This window comes from Sodalis sp. (in: enterobacteria) (assembly GCF_036327475.1).
In the GTDB taxonomy this organism is placed as follows: domain Bacteria; phylum Pseudomonadota; class Gammaproteobacteria; order Enterobacterales; family Enterobacteriaceae.
The window spans coordinates 840095-859123 of the sequence record NZ_CP132913.1 but is presented as its reverse complement, the minus strand read 5'-3'; the positions used below and the strand labels follow the sequence as shown (position 1 = coordinate 859123).

Below are 19029 nucleotides of genomic sequence, written 5' to 3'. Positions count from 1 at the left end.
TACTCCTTCCTGCACGCGTACACGGCGCAATTTCCGTCCTCGACTTATAGACCATATCTCGCTATAATGCCGAGTCTTATATTTTGAAAGGTATTCTGGATGCTTCTGAGGATGGGCAACAGGTTTTGATTTCTTAGACCACTCGGATCTTATCGTCGGCAATGAAAAGCAGACGCTGGAACTGCCTCACGAGCTGTTTGAAGAACAGGCCAAGCGTCGCGTCAAAGGTCGGTATGCTGCTGAGTGAAGTCATTCGCAAACATTAACTAAAAGCAGACGAAGCTCGTGTCAACGCGCTGTTGAAGCAATGGCGTCCTCCTACGAGATCCTAAAGAGGTCCATCGAGTTCTACGGCAAAAATAAAGAGTTGATGGACAATATGCAATATGCGCATATAGCGCTGGAAGAGCAGGCGGTTGAAGCGCTGCTGGCCAACGCACACGTGACGGAAAAAGAAACCGGCTTCAACGAGTTGATAAACTAGCCGAGTGCGGCGTAACAGCCCTCGTCGTCGGGTCGCGTGCAGTCCCAAGGCTCATCCGTCGTCCCCATGGCCTGTCATCCTGCGGTGGCAGGCTTTTGTTTGTATAAGCTCTTCATACTATTGAAGGTGATAAATTAAATAGCGCTATATTTAACGGGTAAGCAGTGTTAAATAGAGGGTGTGCCGCGCGAATATCCGGCAACGGCCTGCGCTGGCCTGCGCTGAAATAATGCCGCTGCAACCTTAAAAAGGTACACAAAGCTCCCCAAAACCAGAGAGGAAAGGGAGAAACTGCCGCTCTGGCATATAGAGGGGTCGAAACCCCCAGTGGACCAGCGACATCTTGGGACGTGGCGATAACGCCACATCTCACGTAAAATCGGAAACCTAGACGCCGAAAGCTTTATTTCTAGGAGACGATAATGTCATACAGTGGCGAACAAGATAACTTTGCACCCCATATGGCTCTGGTGCCAATGGTGGTGGAACAAACTTCACGCGGAGAGCGCTCATACGATATCTTTTCGCGCTTGTTGAAAGAACGGATTATCTTCATGACCGGTCAGGTCGAAGACCATATGGCGAATTTGATTGTCGCGCAGATGATGTTTTTAGAAGCGGAAAACCCGGGAAAAGATGTCTATCTGTACATCAACTCGCCGGGTGGGGTCATTACCGCCGGGATGTCGATATATGATACTATGCAATTTATCAAACCAGATGTCAGCACATTCTGCATGGGCCAGGCCGCCTCCATGGGTGCTTTCCTGCTCGCTGCGGGCGCCAAAGGCAAACGCTTCTGTCTCCCCAACTCACGGGTTATGATCCATCAGCCGCTGGGCGGATTCCAGGGCCAGGCTACCGATATTGAAATTCACGCGCGGGAAATCCTGAAGGTCAAGACGCGAATGAACGAGCTGATGGCGAAACATACTGGCCAGCATCTTGAAGTAATAGAGCGTGATACCGAACGCGATCGTTTCCTCTCCGCGCCTGAGGCGGTAGACTACGGATTAGTGGATTCCGTATTGAGCCAGCGCGCGTAATTGCTAATAGCAGGAACGGCTGGAGGTATGGTGAATGCAGTGCGTTGTACGGAAGCATTAGCGCTTCTGGCGACCGGTTTTGAGTTCAGATGTCGCGTTGCCGCCCTGATTGGCCTGCGAGACAAAGACGAAAGAAAGAGGTTTGCTGATGACAGATGAGCGCAAAGACGGTTCAGGAAAGCTGCTGTATTGCTCTTTCTGCGGTAAAAGCCAGCATGAAGTGCGGAAATTAATCGCCGGGCCGTCAGTGTATATCTGCGATGAATGTGTCGACTTATGCAACGACATTATCCGCGAAGAGATAAAAGAGGTCGCACCGCACCGTGAACGTAGCGTGCTGCCGACACCCCATGAAATTCGTCACCACCTGGACGATTATGTCATCGGTCAGGAAAAAGCCAAAAAAGTGCTCGCGGTGGCGGTCTACAACCACTATAAGCGTTTACGTAATGGCGACACTAATAACGGCATCGAACTCGGCAAAAGTAATATTTTACTGATCGGTCCTACTGGCAGCGGTAAGACCCTACTGGCGGAAACGCTGGCACGCTTCCTGGCTGTGCCTTTCACTATGGCGGACGCCACCACCCTTACCGAAGCCGGGTATGTGGGTGAGGATGTGGAAAACATCATCCAGAAACTGTTGCAAAAATGCGATTACGACGTGCAAAAGGCCCAGCGCGGTATTGTGTACATTGACGAGATCGACAAAATCTCCCGTAAATCGGATAACCCCTCTATTACTCGAGACGTTTCCGGTGAAGGGGTGCAACAGGCGCTGCTGAAGCTAATAGAAGGTACCGTGGCCGCGGTGCCACCCCAGGGCGGACGCAAGCATCCCCAGCAGGAATTCCTGCAGGTGGATACCTCGAAAATCCTGTTTATCTGCGGTGGCGCTTTCGCCGGTCTGGATAAGGTAATCGAGCAGCGCACCGAAACCAATCGGGGCATTGGTTTTAGCGCCACCGTCAAAGGCAGTTCAGCCACCGAAGGCGAGCTGCTGGCGAAGGTGGAGCCGGAAGACCTGATTAAGTTCGGTCTTATCCCGGAATTCATCGGCCGCTTGCCCGTCGTAGCGACGCTGAATGAGTTAAGCGAAGAAGCGCTAATTCAGATTCTGCGCGAGCCGAAGAACGCGTTGACCAAACAGTATCAGGCGTTGTTCAACTTAGAAGGCGTCGAGCTGGAGTTCCGCGACGAAGCGTTGACCGCCATCGCCAAAAAGGCCATGGCGCGAAAAACCGGCGCCCGCGGCCTGCGCTCCATCGTGGAGAGCGCACTGCTGGAAACTATGTACGAACTGCCTTCCCAGGGCAGTGTGGAAAAGGTAGTGATCGACGAAGCGGTCATTGCCGGCCAATCGGAGCCGTTGCTGATCTACGGTAAGCACAAGGCGCAGCAGGCCTCCGGCGAATAATGGAGTATGATGCAGCGCGTGCGCCGATTAAGGACGTCCAGGCTGGGGGATTTTATCCCCCGTTTTCATTGCCGGATGGCGTTGAATGTAAGCAATTTGACCTCATATACTCAAGTACCTAGTTATTAAAACTGGCAAAAGTCGAGTTTTTGCGCATCCCACAAACCTGGCGAAAGCTAAACTAAGAGAGAGCTCTATGAATGCTGAGCATTCCGAACGCATAGAAATTCCCGTATTGCCTTTGCGCGATGTGGTAGTCTATCCACACATGGTCGTCCCACTCTTTGTCGGCCGGGAAAAATCTATTCGGTGTCTTGAAGCAGCTATGGACAGTGATAAAAAAATCATGTTGGTGGCTCAAAAAGAAGCGTCAACCGACGAGCCGGGTATTAACGATCTTTTTTCAGTTGGGACGGTATCGTCCATTCTGCAGATGCTTAAATTGCCCGACGGCACGGTAAAAGTGCTGGTGGAAGGGCTGACACGCGCCCGGATAAAAGAGCTGGCGGACAGCGGCGATCACTTCACCGCCGAAGCGGACTATTTTGACGCGCCCGAACTGGATGAGCGCGAGCAGGAAGTGCTGGTGCGTACTGCCATCAATCAGTTTGAAGGCTATATCAAACTGAACAAGAAAATCCCTCCCGAAGTGCTGACCTCGTTAAACAGTATCGATGATGCCGTCCGTTTGGCCGACACCATCGCCGCTCACATGCCGCTGAAGCTGGCCGACAAGCAATCGGTGTTGGAGATGGTCGATGTGACCGAGAGGCTGGAGTACCTGATGGCGATGATGGAGTCAGAAATCGACCTGCTCCAGGTGGAAAAACGTATTCGCAATCGCGTCAAAAAGCAGATGGAAAAGAGTCAGCGCGAATATTATCTGAATGAGCAGATGAGGGCGATTCAGAAAGAACTGGGGGAGATGGACGATGCGCCGGATGAAAACGAAGCACTGAAGCGTAAGATAGAGGCGGCCAAAATGCCACAGGAGGCCCGTGAAAAGACCGAGGCGGAACTGCAAAAATTGAAGATGATGTCGCCGATGTCCGCCGAAGCGACTGTGGTGCGCGGCTATATCGACTGGATGCTGTCTGTGCCCTGGTATGCGTGCAGCAAAGTCAAAAAGGACCTGGTTAAGGCGCAAGAAACGCTTGATAAGGATCACTACGGGCTTGGACGCGTAAAAGACCGTATTCTCGAATATCTGGCGGTACAGAGCCGGATCAGTAAAATCAAGGGTCCGATACTGTGCCTGGTAGGCCCGCCCGGGGTGGGTAAGACCTCTCTCGGCCAGTCCATTGCCAAGGCTACCAGCCGGCGGTATGTACGCATGGCGCTGGGCGGTGTGCGTGATGAGGCTGAAATTCGCGGACACCGTCGTACTTATATTGGCTCCATGCCGGGCAAGTTTATCCAGAAGATGTCCAAGGTCGGCGTGAAAAACCCGCTGTTCTTGCTCGACGAAATCGACAAGATGTCGTCGGATATGCGCGGCGATCCCGCATCGGTGCTGCTGGAGGTACTGGATCCCGAGCAGAACGTGGCGTTCAACGATCATTATCTGGAAGTGGACTATGATCTCTCCGACGTCATGTTTGTCGCCACCTCTAACTCGATGAATATCCCGGCGCCGCTGCTCGATCGCATGGAAGTGATCCGCCTGTCCGGCTACACTGAAGACGAAAAACTCAACATTGCCAGGCAGCATCTGTTGCCTAAGCAGCTTGAGCGAAACGCCCTGAAGAAAGGTGAGTTGACAGTGGAAGACAGCGCGCTGGTGGGGATCATCCGCTACTACACACGCGAAGCCGGGGTGCGCAGCCTGGAGCGGGAAATTTCTAAACTATGTCGCAAGGCAGTGAAAACCCTGCTGATGAATAAAAGCACGAAACATATTACCATCAGCGCCGACAATCTGAAAGACTTCCTCGGCGTCCAGCGCTTCGATTACGGACGCGCAGAAGGAGAAAACCGCATCGGCCAGGTGACAGGTCTAGCGTGGACCGAGGTCGGCGGCGATCTGCTGACCATTGAGACTGCGTGCGTGCCCGGCAAGGGCAAATTGACCTATACCGGTTCCTTAGGAGAGGTGATGCAGGAATCCATTCAGGCGGCGCTGACCGTGGTGCGCGCGCGCGCGGACAAGCTCGGGATCAATTCTGATTTTTATGAAAAACGCGATATTCATGTGCACGTGCCGGAAGGCGCCACACCCAAAGATGGCCCGAGCGCCGGGATCGCGATGTGTACCGCGCTGGTGTCCTGCCTAACCAGCAATCCCGTCAAGGCCAATGTGGCGATGACCGGCGAGATTACCCTTCGCGGTCAGGTGTTGCCCATCGGCGGTTTGAAGGAAAAACTGCTGGCGGCGCACCGCGGTGGTATCAAAACCGTGCTAATTCCGTTCGAGAATAAGCGGGATCTGGAAGATATGCCAGCCAATGTGATAAACGACCTGGATATTCATCCGGTTCAACGCATCGATGATGTGTTTAATCTGGCACTACAGAATGCCCCTTTCAGTGTTGAAGTGGCGTCCGAAGCGGTAAAATAAGGGGTTTAAAATGAACCGGCAGAGGGGCTGGTAGGCCAATTCTGACGTGGTAGCCTTTTGTACCGTTAAGTTAGTGAGCTGTTGGGTCTGGGCACAGGTTTAGTCTACTCTACATACTGGATATAACACAGCTGCGCTGTCGCGTTTAATGAAAAATCCGCCGCAACATGAGAATTCAAGGGGGATGAAAAGTAAATAAGTCACACGGATGTGCACTGGATACAATCATTGGTTTGATTACCAAGTCACTACAGCAGGGAGATGACATCGCGCTGGTCGGATTTGACACCTTCATTGTCCGCGAGCGTCCCTCTCATGCCGGACGCAATCTGCAAACCGGTAAAGAGATCACCATCGCGCTACCAAGATACCTGGCTTCCGTGCTGGAAAGACGCGGTGAACTGACCACTTGCCAAGTCCAGAATACGTCAACTAATACCTGACGCAGTCAGGCTGGTAGGGTATAATACAGGGCGCATCATCGGGATGCGCTTTTCTGGATTGACTGACAAAGCTGGGTTGGCGTTGCCAGAGAAATGGTCTTAACGTTCAGCGGCTCTGGTGGAGCTACGGCAAGCGGTCAGCCCACATACCAACGCACAAATTTCATTCATGCACAGCGGGGCGTTATCACACTATGATGGACAATTTACGCGCGGCTGCTAATCACTTCGTGCTTAAAATTATTCTTGGGCTTACTGCTATCTCATGCGTGCTGACCGGGGTAGGCAATTATCTTATCGGCGGCGATGGCGACTATGCCGCCAAGGTGAACGGTCAACAGATCAGCCGTGCACAGCTGGAACAGGCAGTGCAGAACAAACGTGATCGCCAACAGGAATCTATGGGTGAACAGTTCTTTCAATTGGCGGCCAATGAAGGCTACATGCGCCAGATGCGCCAGCAGGTACTCTCGCAATTGATTGATGAAACCCTTCTGGAACAGTATGCCAATAACCTGGGACTGACTATCGGTGACGATCAAATCAAACAGGCGATCTTCGCCATTCCGGCTTTCCGCACCGAGGATAAATTCGATAACACCAAATTCCGCGCTCTGATCGGCAACATGGGGCTATCGACGGATCAGTACGCCGCGTTGATACGCAAACAATTGCTTATCCGACAGCTTATTCAGGGCATTGTTGGCACCAGCTTCCTGTTACCGGCGGAAACCGACAGACTGTTGGCTGCGGCGGTGCAAACCCGTGACGCACGTCTGGCCACGTTTGATATCACAGCGCTGGCGGCGAAGCAGACCGCGAGCGACGATGAGATCCAAGCCAACTACAACGCGCACAAAAATCAGTACTTGTTGCCGGAAACCTTTAAGGTGAGCTATATCCAGATGGACGCTGAAGCGATGCAGGCGAAAATCAGCGTCGACGAACAAGAGATTCGGTCCTGGTATGTTCAGCACCAGGATCAATTCACCCTCCCAGCACGTAAACGCTACAGCATTATCCAAAGCCAAACCGAAAACGACGCTAACAACTGGCTGAAACAATTGCAGCAGGGTGACGATTTCGCCGCCCTGGCCAAAGCTCACTCCACCGATGTCGTTTCGGCGAAAAACGGCGGCGATATCGGCTGGATAAGCGACAATGAAAGCCTCGACGAGCTAAAACAGGCTAACCTGAGCGAGAAAGGCCAGTTGTCTAGCGTGATTCAATCCTCGGTGGGCTTCCTTATCGTCCGTTTGGATGATGTTGCACCGGTGCAAATCAGCCCATTGAGCGCGATGCATGACGAAGTGGCAGCGAAGGTGAAACAGGAGAAAGCCATTGGCGCCTATTATGCGCTACAGCGAAAAGTGCGCGATGCGGCCAGCAATGATGATGAGACGCTGGTATCGGCCGAAGCCGCCACCGGCATCAAGGCGCAAGAGACCGACTGGTTCAGCCTGAATGACGTACCCGCTGCGCTGAATTATGACGCGGTGAAACAGGTGCTGTTCGAAGGGGCGTTGTTGGGAAGCAATGGAGCGCCAGGCAGCAATTCGGATGTGATCACTGTCGACAGCAATCGCGCTTTCATCATTCGTATTGCCGATCACCGTCCCGAACATGTGCAGCCGCTGGAGGATGTACGTGCGCTGGTCGAACAGGAAGTGAGGCTCCAGAAAGCCGTAGTTCAGGCCCGCGTCGACGCTAAAAAAGCGCTCGTCGCCTTGAAGCAGAGCAACGATAAAAGCGCCGAGGTGCTGCAGGACGCCGGTCTGCGCTTCAGTGCTGTACAGCGTTTCGACTCCGCCAACCAAGGCGACCCGCTGATACAAACCCTCTTTGCGCTGCCGAAGCCTCTACAGGGCAAAAGCAGCTATGGTATGTTCACCAATGCACAAGGAGACATCGTCCTGATTGCGCTAGATAGCGTTACGCCGCGATCACTTGATGACCAGCAACGCAAAGCATTCGTGGACCATCTGAATCAAGGGATGATCGGCGTGACCTTTGATGCGCTGCTGGCTAACCTGCGGGCGGCGGCGAAAATAAAAATGGGTGCGGCGGCGCAGATGCAATAACGCGATACTGACCGCAACGCTACCGTCAACTGCGCAAAATTCAACAGTTCACTTCATGGCCTGTTGGATTTTCATCGCCAGCGATAGTGGTAATTCGCCATGGCATGCTTTTCCGGGAAATACACTAAGGGAATACACTAAGGAGGGAAGAGCATGTGAATACACTAAGGAGGGAAGAGCATGTGACAACCGATACTCACCAGGGAGTTATTGGCCTTGGCCCTCATCGCTATTTTGTATTTGCCGCATGTGCCACTGGCGCGGGGCCACCTTCGCCGGTGACACGGCGAAAACCCGCTACCGCCGATCCCGCTACCGCCGATAAAGCCACCCAGATCCGCCCATTCTGATGACAAGCAGGAAGAGGTCGAACAGCCTACTACCACAGACCCCGGACAGCAGAAAAGCTGAACGACCCACGACTAACATTCAGGCGCATCCTAAGACCCTCCGGCAGCAAAGAGCGGACTGGGGTCAAGCGGGAAAAACTACGGGTGGTAGGGTGAAAGACGGCGCCGGCGGGGTACGCCGCAGAATAACAATACGCAGAGCACCAGGCCAGCGCGTGGCGGAACCCGCACCGGATGCCGCGCCGGGTGCGGGCAGCGCAGAGGAGGATGAAGATACAGTATTAATACCGGCTCCTTGACGAATTAGTGGACGGGCCGAATGGCATCGGACCCAAAAGGGCTGGACGATTATTGATTATCGTGAGTAGCACGGTCCGTTTGAGCGTATTCGCCGCATGGAGGGGATGGTACCGCGCTACCGCTGCGAGGCGAGCAGCGTAGGATTTAGTGAAGGCCGGTTTTAGCTTTAGCTTTACGCCTGCAGCTGCGCGCGATACGCCCCAGCCCGCGCGCGTAAATGAAATGACAGGCTGCGCATTGTCCACAGCCATCACCTTTGATCCCGTTGTAGCAGGCTCAGCGTATCATGCCGCTCTTACAAGTTGATGGTAATGATCCTCCAGCGCCCAGGTTTCACAACTACATTAGCGGCGTGACGAATTGTGATTCGCGCGCCACACCAAGAGTTCAGCACTTTGATAAAGTCGTCGCGGTAATCGGGATAATCGGAGAAATCTATCTCGCACCACCGGTGATGGCCGCGTCCGCCTCGACCTGATAGGCGTAGATAGCGGCCAGCGTTAGGGGTGCTTGTGTCCTCGTAGCTTGGTACCGAAATGTTGTCGCGGGTGAGGCTGCTGACCATCAGCGTATTAAACAGGACAGCGTCAATCACTTTGTGCGTCCGTGCGCCCAAACTACATCGCAAGATCGCGGGCGACGATATTCCGCCAGATGGCGCTGGCCATAATCGAGGGTAAACGCAATGGACTTCGTCGTTTAAGGCCTGGATAAGGCCTGGATAAGGCAAGTGGTTGAATCCTGCCTACCGCCAAGCATCACCCCGCTCGATCCATCTGTTTCATTCACTCTTCATAGCCAAAGGGTATAGGGTACTGTCTCTGTCTGCGGATGAACGATAGCGGGTGGTGAAGATTGCAGCGGTTGTTTGCTATTACAGGTTTTCCAGCTCAATCTGCCACGGACAAATATTGCCGATATGTTCTTTTGCCCATGTTGGCTGATAGCAAGTGTCGCTGTAACGTTCGCCGCTGTCGCATAATAACGTGACGAGGCCCCGCTTCGCCGACGGCGCGCATACGTTTGGCCAAATTTGGTGCTACACCTAGCAGAGCCGCCCACTCGGCGGCTCGACACGCGGCCGGCCAGTACTTTCAACGCGGCTGGACCGATTGTATGGGTCGACGACCATCAGACGAGTCGGGTGACCCTGATGCGGATATGACGTCCAAGCGTCGCAGAGGTGCCGCTTCTCATCACCATACCAGGACGACTATGGAAACAGCTTACGTGCTAAGTTGGCGCTAGACGCTTTGGTGATATTATTGTTTCTGGGCTAGTTGGAAGCCAGTTCGAACTGATCTGTATAATGGCCATTTTGCTCGCGTGCCAGCCGCTTCGCCTCATCATAAATTAATCCGCCGGGCCGACGAAATGACAGCGGCCGCCTTGATGCTCGATTTGCTTGATTTTTCGCCGCGCAGTACATTCCGGCACCATAGTAAATAAGAGGTAGGCCAAACAGGCGGGCGAAATAGGCCTCGGGTACGGTAGTGCACCTATAACAACGTGGCTCATGTCCCTATTGGTAATTTATCGTAATAACGGGAAAGGGTTTGCTATTTGTTGTCAAGTATTTTCTCTTTTATTGCCATAAAAGAGGGCGTATTATCTGATGATCACGGCATAAATTCTAGTCATAAACTACCACGCCGGTTTAATCGCCATACAGTCAATTAACCATTCAACCCATCGTACCTTCGACCAATTGGCCAATCACGCAATCGACATAACCCCACTCAACCATTTGACAAGTTGCCTTATCGACACCTTAGCCGTTTGAGCAATTGATCCTTCAGCCATTTAGCCATTTAACCCTCTAAATCATTACTCCCTATGGTAGGGCTATAAATTTTTACAATAGCGCTTGGCGCTCGGTGGCGGACGGCTGTTCGGCCATTTTATTTTTGGAATAATGCCTCGTGAGATTATTTGCATAATTATGATGATTTTCGCCGCGAGTGGTGGCAATACTTGGGTGCTATGACTAGGGGCGATGGTCTTCCGCGGTGCTGGCCTATGGGCTGCGCCATGTCTGGCGAGTATTATTATTTGCAGTTGTTCAGCCGGCAATTGCCGGGCTTTTATCTGTGCCATCGTACCGGCGATTTGATGGTACGCGCCACCAATGATGTGGACCGGACCGCGCGGTTTTCGCCGCTGGCGAGGAGTGCTGATGTTGGTGATGAGTTTGCAAATCAGCTGGCAACTGACGCTGTTGGTGCTGTTGCCGATGCCGAAGCACTTTCCGTGGCGCAGGTGCAGGCGGCGTTCTCCTCGCTCAACAACCAGGCTAGAAATATCTGACCAGCGTTCGGATGATCAGGGCCTTCAGTCTGGAACAACATCAGTCGGCAGTCGGCACTGCAGGGCGCGAGCGAGATCCTGATGCTTAAATAAACAGGGCCGCATCGGACAGGGCGGCGATCAGGCCGCGCTGCTGTACCAGCCTGGCTGGGCACCGGGGTATGTACTGCTACCAGCAGTTGGAAGCCGCGATGCGCAACCGGACTAGCCTTTAGCCACCCTCAAACGGCTACTCGCCTATGTCCGCCCCACCGCCGACTGTTGACGTTGTTGGCTCTGATGTTATGGCCAGCGGCAGTGGAGAAAGTCGCCGGACCGATAGTGATTAGCTATTTCATCGACCATATTCTGTCCGATAAAGTCTTGCTGCCCGGACGGCGGCCATTCGGGTGGCTGTTCTAGTGGCTGTTTTCCTCGCGCTACAGGTGCTGTCGGCAGTGCTGCGTTATCATCATCGCTGTTATTCAATCGCACCGCGCTAAGCGTTGTGTAGCAGTTGAGAACGGAAATCATGGATGCCACACTGTGCCAGCTGTTAGGCGTATTCGAACTCAATCGGTAGGGCAGCTTATTTCCAGGGTGACCAACGAACCGAAGTGGTGAAAGATCTGTACGTCACGGTGGTAGCCTTCGTGCTACGCCCGCTGCTCAACCTGCCATTTGAACTGATATTGTACGGCATGCTGTTCGTTTTGGTTAAGTCCGCTAACGAGTCGCTGATTGAGCTGACATCCCAGCAGTCCATCATGCAGCAGGCGGCGGCGGTCGCGAGGAACGTATTTTGAACTGATGGATGGTCCTGCTCAACGGTACGGCACGGATGATGTTCTTCTGAGCGGTGGTGCTATTGAATTGCGTAACCTGCACTTCGCCTATCGCCGGTGTTGCGCAATATTTCGCCAATGGCGCCGGCGAAAAGTTTTTATCGTCCTGGTGGGGCATACCGGCAGCGGCAAAAGTGTCTTGGCCAGAGCCTGATGGTAGGCTACTGTCCGGTTATGGAAATGATGCAGAAAGATCCGGTCTTTTATGGCTGACACAGTCTATGGCAACGTCAGCCTCGGACGCGAGACAAGTGAACAACAGGTCTGGCGCGCTAGAGTAGGCGCAGCTGCCGACGCTAGTACGCTCGACACCGAGGGAGTGTTCTCAGGACTAAGTGAACAAGGCAACACCTTGTCGGTCGGACATAAGCAATTGCTGTCTCTGGCGCGGGCGCTGGTGTCCACGCCGGGCGGTACTGATTTCGATGCGGCGCCATACGACAAGCGATACCCTTCTCAAGCGCCACGGTTCCCCTCGCCGTTTGTCATCGTAAGCGCCAATGGGATGCCCATTCGTCTCGGTATGCACTGAGAATGGGCATTTATGTTTCAAATTTCTGACAGACGCACCGTTTTGAGCATCGGGCATCTATTTGACGGTAAATTTTTATGTCAAAACATTTGTGGCACATGCTTTGCTTTAAATTGATATCGCTATCGCTGACGAGATTAGTCTGATGAAGTGATTGATGCCATCAACAAGGCGGCCTATACTGATAAGGCCGGCGACTACTGATAAGGCTGGCGACGGCAAGATTCTTGTTACTGAACTTTAGCGGGTTATTCGCATTCATATACCTGTGAAAGCAACGAACCATCCGCTTTAGGCGCTGCGGCCCCTTGCCGTCAGGCTGTGGACAAGGCCGGCAATGCCTTTGTGATGCAAGCACCGCGCGGGTGCTCGGGGTTGCGGTCGCTTTTGCGCTGGTCTGTGTGCTGTGGATGATTTACGGCTTCGCTGACATTCAGTACCAGTAATGCCTTCTTCGGCGATTACAGTGTGCTCATGCCTAAACGCATCGGCGTGACCACACTAACCGATAGTTTCTATCAGCTGATTCATGTCGCGTTCCAGTGCTCCTTCGCCTGGATTACTGTTGGCCTGATCGTCGGCTCACTAGCGGAGCGTATCCACTTCGCGGCCTAACCTGTGTAGAACCATCAGGGAGAGTGGGGGAGAACGGTCTACTTGACCCGCGGCGAAGACGTCAAGGCGGATAGGCGGCTTAGGCGGCTGGAGCATTTATTAATGGCCCACCGACTTGCTGAGTGGTGGGCGGTGGGCGGACCGACGCACCACATTACCATAGGTGGTTAAAATCGGCCACAAGGGACTGCAGCCAGATCTGATAAACGCGCTGACGAAAATTATCGTAATAGGGGATCGGGCATATTTTCACATTTGGCCCAGCGACCACAACCCGTCAGCGGCGTTACATGTAAAACATATTGGATAAAATGACTCTTAAACCGCCCTGGCTTGCAATTATCTAAACCTTAATTGATAATGGCCACGCGCCCATTTGAAATGGGCCGTCAATGGAGGCCTCGTGGGCGCTCTCGCAACGCTACCCCGTAAACTCGGTCAGGTCCGGAAGGAAGCAGTCGCAGCGGGCGACGTGTGTGCCGAGATATTGCTGGCGAGGCCTTCACCTAATTCAACTCGCATTCATCTTGCCCTATCTTGGATCTGCTTGACCGTGGCGCTGAGGTTCTTCTCCATTGCTTGGAAATAAGCGGTGTTTTTCCGCAATTGTCCTTTACTAATATGACGTGCTGAAATCGCATCTGCCGGTCAGTACATTCCCGTCTGGCACCTGAAAATGAGGGAATTCGACGCAATAAGCACTTGACATCACCGCTTTGGACCTGTGTTTAGAGAAGACCAATAATACTATTAACCAGTATGATAACGCACTGGCCATTTATATCTGCGTAACACGTCAAACAATTAAGAGGTTAACCTGACGTCAATAACGCGAAAAAGAACGGTTATCAGTAGGGCAAGCAAGGGGTTCTTTCATTGCCTACAAAAGGTATTAATAGTTATGTGTATTAACATTAGCATTATATTTAGAATAATCAGTTTTAGCGTACATACTTCCAGACAGAAACTGGAACTTTGTCGTACAACCTGTTCGTGGCTAGTTCCGCCAGGCGATGATCGGCGGCGGAGTTGAATATCTCCAGTTCGTCATCAGACAGTTCATATTTGTTTTTTTCAATCACACGCTCGAGGGTTTCCAGTGTGCGGCACTTCCTCAATCGCATTAAATAGTCGATTTTTTTCATTTTTACCTTTTGTGCAGTCAGTTGAACGGGTGCGTTACCACTTTCTCAGGTTGCACAGAGCTCTGTCTCCGAGAATATTCCGAATAAACGCCTACGGCTGCGACGTCAGTATTGAATATTGTAATTATTGATGCTGTAGCTACTGAACATGGTAAAAGTATCATCTAAAAAGGTTTCAACCTGATCGGTAAGCTCACTGTCATTATGGTATTTAAGTTTTAAGATGACAATATTCGCTGCTATGTGCTCAATTAATTTGTTAAGCTGCAAATTGACAATGGAACTTTGGTTATTTACCCAACCATGATAGCTGTCACCCAGACTGGCAATGCCTTTATAGATATTTTCACACAGGTATTTCAATTGCGCAATATCGTAGTGTTTGGGTGAATACTCATCCATATCCTCCTTATAACACATGGCAATTGCAGTAATCTTAAAACCAGACTAGGGATATGGATCGATACCCACTGCTATCCCATGATTACATTAACTTACAGTCCCTGAGCATAGCCAGCCGTGACAGCAGGACCCAGGTAAACAGCATTGGGATGAGAGTCTCAGCGTTCTTTCATTGCCGGCGTGCTGGCGCGGAATGAAACGGTACGGCTGAATTACTTTTATTAGTGCTGATATTAGTGCTGATGCATAATGTAAAATTAGTGGACGAGTATATCTAAGTACTTTATCGATCGGTCCATCTTCGCATGGATGATTGCCATTATCATCATGCATGTTGGCGGGCATTATGATGCTCATGCTACTCGTCAACAGTATCTGTTCCTCGGGGCTAACGCCTCAACGCTGTAAGATAGCGTGACGCAGATAGTCAAGCAAATATATGAACGACATCGACCATTTGATATGCATGGCCTCCGACAGCGACTCGTTCAATACCGCCACTTATCACCCTAACTTTTGAATCGGGTGCCGATTTGAATATATCCCAGGCCCAGGTGCAGAAATCCAGCTCCAGCTTCCTTATGGTTGCTGGTTTTATTGGCGCTGAAAACATGACACAGGAAGATAGGATTATGTCAGTTCCTCCTCAAGGATCCGATAAGCCATACTCATGGAAGTACAATTGTTCGGCTCCAGATACGCAATGCATATCTGGCTCAATAAGCTAGATAATTTTCAGTTAATGCCGGTGGATGTTATCAGCGCGCTGGAGGTTGCAATCAGATCGTTGCAGGTTAGCTGGGCGGTTCATCGCCGGTGAGGGGCAACAGCTTAACGCCTCGATTATCGTGCAGATCCGCCTGAAAACCGCCGAGGAGTTCGGCAAAATCCATATTGAGAGTCAATTCCGACGGATCGCAGGTGCGGCTGAGGGATGTAGCGACTAGTTGGGCGGGAGAGAGCTACAATATTATCGCCCGCATCAACGGGCAGCCCGCCACTGGTTCATGGGTTAAACTCGCCACCGGTGACAATGCGCTGGATACTGCCAACGCGGTTAAATCGGTGCGGCTTTAGCTAAACTTTCCGCTGAGCTGAAAGTGGTTTACCCTTGCGACACACCGCGGCCAACATCTACTTAAAAGTCGGTTCGACCATCGCGACCACGCGATCTGTGGAATATGAGGGGCGACTTACCATTATGTCACTCTCAATGTCTCCAGCGCGTCGCGTCCCTATTACACCGGGAACAGCGTACAGTAGCTAAAGACGGGAATACCGCGCGCTTTAACCAACGCTTTAGCCGTTTCCTCGATCAACAAGGTTGAAACTAGCAAGATGCAGATATTAAGTTCCCTCACAAATACGTCATCTCGACTGCCAGATTGTTCTCCTGGGCAGGCGTGTGTATGTTATATGAATCCACCTCTACTTCAAGGCGGTACAGGGACACAAAACACGCCGCTGAAATTATGGCGGTTGGCGAGCGGGGCCAGAAACAGAAAGACAGCACAGTTGCGTCGTGGTTAGTGATTTTACTTGTGTCGTCAGGGCGGCGTCAAACGATGTAGGCATGATTATGGTAGGATAAACACGGGGATTTAGGTTTATTTATAAATAAATATTGTATTTAAGTGAATAAGAAGAAAACACTCTTCTGGCGGTGTTGGGCTCCAGTGCCTTGTCTGGTCGGCTGCTTCTTTCTTGGTGATCTTGCATGCCTTGTTTCCCTTTTGCACACCGGCGTCGATGACCTTGTCGCCTTCTTGTAATCGGCTATGACTAACCATTTGTCGCCGATGGCCTGTGCTGGCGTGATCTGGCGGATCGTGACTTTAATTGTCGCTTCCAACCCCTATGGCACACGCCTCGCCGCGAGGCGTGTGGGTGACGCCCTGTTGAAGCACGAGTAAAGCGTTTTCCTGGTTCAGTTTAGCGTACACAAACATACATGGCAGTAGCACAATGCTGTGGATTCGTGAAAATAGCGCGCAGTGTAATAGAGCTGGTGGTTTCATCCACAGTAACATCGGAGAATTCCAATCCGTCTGTGCATATTCACCGCCGTTTTCCATCAAAAGGCGCATCGACGCTTTGCCGTTATGCTGTTTCCCAGCTCTTGACGCAGACGTATGAAGTCATTGCTAGACTGCGCAACATCGACATATATCGGGTCCAATTACTGAACGGTCGCCATCGAGGTCGTTTACGCGCTGGCGACTAAGGCGCTTTCGGTAGAAGGCGGACTTACCAAGACCGTTGATCGGTGAAGTGACATAGGTGTAGGTCAGATTGATGCTGGCGGTTTCCAGCACCGCCTATGCGACCGCATTGTTTTGCGCCAGCGTCGCAACCGCCTGATCATAGTCTTAGCGGCTGACATAGCTGGTGGAGAGTAGTTCTTATAGCTGTTACCGTCACCCGTGCGATGCCGGTACGCCCGCACCTGCGCTAAATCGCCCTTGGCGCTGTTATAGGCGGCTTGATAGGTGGCTGGATCAACTTGATACAAAGAGGCGCCTGCTGTGACATCGCTCCCTTCGACGAAATTACGTTTCAGGATAATGCCATCGACCTGTTAACGGACTTCCACAAGCTAGAAAGCGGCGGTGCGGCCCGGCAAGTTGGTGGTGACATTAAGCTCTTGTTTTTAAGCGTTACAACGCCACTTCGGTAATCTGCTGCCGATTACCTGCCTGAACAGCTTCTTTATTATCACAGCCTAACACTGCCGGAAAGCACCAGAACGGCCGCCAGAGGCAATAAGGTCTCTGTTTTGTTCACAGATAAACTTCAAGATTCCGTTTTGAAGAAAATTAATTAAGTGATCACAAGCCCAAAGATAGTGCTACGCGAAATTATTCATTATAGTATTCTACTATACATTCTTGAATGTATGTAAATCCAAAGACCACTCAAAAACGGCACTATGGCACGACAAACCAGACGAGAAAACCCGCCAGCATATACTGGACTCCGCAATAAGATCTTCTCCGAGAGAGATCCACCACCTCGTTCGATGATATCGCGACCTTGGCCTGACGCTACCGTATGGGTGAGATAGCGCTGTATCAAGAAGTGCGTTCGCGGCTCTTTAGGCTTGAGGCCGCGCTCGGTCGCTGCATCGCGCAACGAACGGGATCATATTGCGCGCCTCTATGTCTGCCATCATAGAAAACCGGTTGTTCATTCCCTGGAGCTTTAATTTGCAGGCTGACTCGCGCGCCCTGGTTTTCGCGCTGATAACAAGTAAAGACGACAACGTTTATTCCAGCGTATCCGCTTTGCGCAAGTAATCATTTTTCCAGTTTAATTTAGGGGGATTTATCTTAGAGGATCACCTCGCACTCCTGCTCAACTCAGGTTGTAAATCAAGGATATTATTTACACTCTACAAGATGAACATATAATCAATTTGCCGAGCAATTTTTGGCGCGGCGATTTCTCGCGGATCATTGCCGGCCGCCGCTCATGGTCACGATGCTCGGCCAGGCTGGCGTAATATCCTCCGGCGTGGCGGCGAGGCTGCCTGACGCAAATTTTGCGCGGCCAGTTTGTGGGAGAGCGCCAATATTTGATCAGTTAGCCGCTGATGGTTGAAACAGAATTGTTTCATAACAGGGTGTCTTTGGGCTGCGATGTGTAACGGCTAAATCGTTTAGACAGGGGGCAAAACGATGATCAGTTAAGATGTGTACTCGCCATTTACCTGTAATGAATGACATTTTTTTCGACTTTTATGATAGTACCGCATCGTTTTCTGCGATGCACTGTATTAGCATATAATGCGGCTGGTGCAACTTGCGCCACGCCAATAATTACCTTCTCTGCGTTTGCCGGAAGTTGCATTTTTGCGGCAGTTTGCTTAGATTTTGCGGTCAGTCTTATTTAACCATGACAAGATCCGCGTTAATGATGAACAAAGGCTTTCCAGGCCGTACCCACCATGGCCGCCGGAACAACAATATGACCGCTACTGAACAACAATTAATATTAATCAAGCAAAGCATAAAATCGGTTCCAGACTATCCAAAACCCGGTATTTTGTTTCGCGATGTTACCGGTCTGCTTGAAGATCCGCATGCCTATGCCGCCAGCATCGCCTTGCTGGCCGATCGTTATCGTGATGCAGGGCCGACCAAAATCGTCGGCACCGAAGCGCGCGGATTTTTGTTCGGTGCGCCGGTTGCGCTGACGTTGGGACTGGGGTTCGTGCCGGTGCGCAAACCCGGCAAGCTGCCGCGTGAAACCATTAGCGAAAACTACGTGCTGGAATATGGTACCGACAGCTTGGAAATCCATAAAGACGCCATCGTCCCCGGCGATAAAGTGCTGGTGGTGGACGATCTGCTCGCCACGGGTGGGACCATCGGCGCCACGGTAAAGCTTATTCGACGGCTCGGTGGCAATGTGCAGGATGCGGCCTTCGTTATCAATCTAGCAGATCTCGGCGGTGAAACGCTTCTCAATGGTATCGGCGTAACGAGTTACAGTCTGGTGCTCTTCCCCGGCCACTGATAACAACA

At 51.7% G+C, this 19029-nt stretch carries 11 protein-coding genes, 1 other RNA gene and 8 pseudogenes; 16 read left to right on the top strand and 4 right to left on the bottom strand.

What is annotated here, in order from left to right:
• Positions 1-157: 157 nt before the first annotated feature.
• The 7 genes and pseudogenes from GPOALKHO_RS04725 to GPOALKHO_RS04695 all read left to right on the top strand — a co-directional run.
• A pseudogene (locus GPOALKHO_RS04725) lies at positions 158-484 on the top strand (trigger factor); the annotation flags it as partial.
• A gap of 422 nt (positions 485-906) precedes the next feature.
• The gene (gene clpP / locus GPOALKHO_RS04720) at positions 907-1530 is read left to right on the top strand and encodes an ATP-dependent Clp endopeptidase proteolytic subunit ClpP (protein WP_406703221.1); all 624 of its coding nucleotides are present in this window, start codon (positions 907-909) and stop codon (positions 1528-1530) included.
• A 148-nt stretch (positions 1531-1678) separates the two neighbouring features.
• The gene (clpX, locus tag GPOALKHO_RS04715; RefSeq protein ID WP_406703219.1) at positions 1679-2947 is read left to right on the top strand and encodes an ATP-dependent protease ATP-binding subunit ClpX; all 1269 of its coding nucleotides are present in this window, start codon (positions 1679-1681) and stop codon (positions 2945-2947) included.
• A gap of 196 nt (positions 2948-3143) precedes the next feature.
• Complete coding sequence (gene lon, locus GPOALKHO_RS04710; RefSeq protein ID WP_406703218.1) at positions 3144-5504, top strand: endopeptidase La; 2361 nt, start codon at positions 3144-3146, stop codon at positions 5502-5504.
• A gap of 206 nt (positions 5505-5710) precedes the next feature.
• Positions 5711-5904: pseudogene (locus GPOALKHO_RS04705) on the top strand (HU family DNA-binding protein); the annotation flags it as partial.
• Between the two features lie 237 nt (positions 5905-6141).
• Positions 6142-8028 carry a peptidylprolyl isomerase gene (gene ppiD, locus GPOALKHO_RS04700; protein ID WP_406703216.1) on the top strand — a complete coding sequence of 629 codons (1887 nt, stop codon included), beginning with the start codon at positions 6142-6144 and terminating at the stop codon, positions 8026-8028.
• Between the two features lie 182 nt (positions 8029-8210).
• On the top strand, positions 8211-8378 hold the full coding sequence (locus GPOALKHO_RS04695) for a hypothetical protein (protein ID WP_406703215.1): 168 nt from the start codon (positions 8211-8213) through the stop codon (positions 8376-8378).
• A 444-nt stretch (positions 8379-8822) separates the two neighbouring features.
• Here GPOALKHO_RS04695 and GPOALKHO_RS04690 read toward each other — a convergent pair.
• Positions 8823-9437: pseudogene (locus GPOALKHO_RS04690) on the bottom strand (7-cyano-7-deazaguanine synthase).
• Between the two features lie 1281 nt (positions 9438-10718).
• On the opposite strand from GPOALKHO_RS04690, the pseudogene GPOALKHO_RS04685 reads away from it, so the two are divergent.
• The 5 genes and pseudogenes from GPOALKHO_RS04685 to ffs all read left to right on the top strand — a co-directional run.
• Positions 10719-11056 (top strand): annotated as a pseudogene (locus tag GPOALKHO_RS04685) (multidrug ABC transporter permease/ATP-binding protein); the annotation flags it as partial.
• Between the two features lie 549 nt (positions 11057-11605).
• Entirely contained in the window at positions 11606-11770 is a 165-nt protein-coding gene (locus GPOALKHO_RS04680) for a hypothetical protein (RefSeq protein ID WP_406703213.1), read from the top strand.
• 244 nt (positions 11771-12014) lie between these two features.
• The gene (locus GPOALKHO_RS04675; RefSeq protein WP_406703211.1) at positions 12015-12341 is read left to right on the top strand and encodes a hypothetical protein; all 327 of its coding nucleotides are present in this window, start codon (positions 12015-12017) and stop codon (positions 12339-12341) included.
• 374 nt (positions 12342-12715) lie between these two features.
• Positions 12716-12953, top strand: a pseudogene (locus GPOALKHO_RS04670) (ammonium transport protein); the annotation flags it as partial.
• A gap of 405 nt (positions 12954-13358) precedes the next feature.
• Positions 13359-13455, top strand: an RNA gene (ffs, locus tag GPOALKHO_RS04665) — signal recognition particle sRNA small type.
• A 442-nt stretch (positions 13456-13897) separates the two neighbouring features.
• Here the strand turns inward: ffs and hha are convergent.
• Both hha and tomB read right to left on the bottom strand, forming a co-directional pair.
• Complete coding sequence (gene hha / locus GPOALKHO_RS04660) at positions 13898-14101, bottom strand: hemolysin expression modulator Hha (RefSeq protein WP_406703209.1); 204 nt, start codon at positions 14099-14101, stop codon at positions 13898-13900.
• A gap of 105 nt (positions 14102-14206) precedes the next feature.
• Positions 14207-14503 (bottom strand): Hha toxicity modulator TomB, encoded by a 297-nt coding sequence (gene tomB, locus GPOALKHO_RS04655; protein ID WP_406703207.1) that lies wholly within the window; start codon positions 14501-14503, stop codon positions 14207-14209.
• A 270-nt stretch (positions 14504-14773) separates the two neighbouring features.
• Here tomB and GPOALKHO_RS04650 point away from each other — a divergent pair.
• A pseudogene (locus tag GPOALKHO_RS04650) lies at positions 14774-15624 on the top strand (efflux RND transporter permease subunit); the annotation flags it as partial.
• Positions 15615-15831 (top strand): annotated as a pseudogene (locus GPOALKHO_RS04645) (50S ribosomal protein L31). The pseudogenes GPOALKHO_RS04650 and GPOALKHO_RS04645, both read left to right, overlap by 10 nt.
• A gap of 279 nt (positions 15832-16110) precedes the next feature.
• On the opposite strand, the pseudogene GPOALKHO_RS04640 reads toward GPOALKHO_RS04645, so the two are convergent.
• A pseudogene (locus GPOALKHO_RS04640) lies at positions 16111-17287 on the bottom strand (efflux RND transporter periplasmic adaptor subunit).
• Between the two features lie 335 nt (positions 17288-17622).
• Here GPOALKHO_RS04640 and GPOALKHO_RS04635 point away from each other — a divergent pair.
• On the top strand, positions 17623-17799 hold the full coding sequence (locus GPOALKHO_RS04635; protein WP_406703388.1) for a hypothetical protein: 177 nt from the start codon (positions 17623-17625) through the stop codon (positions 17797-17799).
• Positions 17800-18469: 670 nt separating this feature from the next.
• Positions 18470-19021 carry an adenine phosphoribosyltransferase gene (gene apt, locus GPOALKHO_RS04630; protein WP_406703386.1) on the top strand — a complete coding sequence of 184 codons (552 nt, stop codon included), beginning with the start codon at positions 18470-18472 and terminating at the stop codon, positions 19019-19021.
• Positions 19022-19029: the final 8 nt, after the last annotated feature.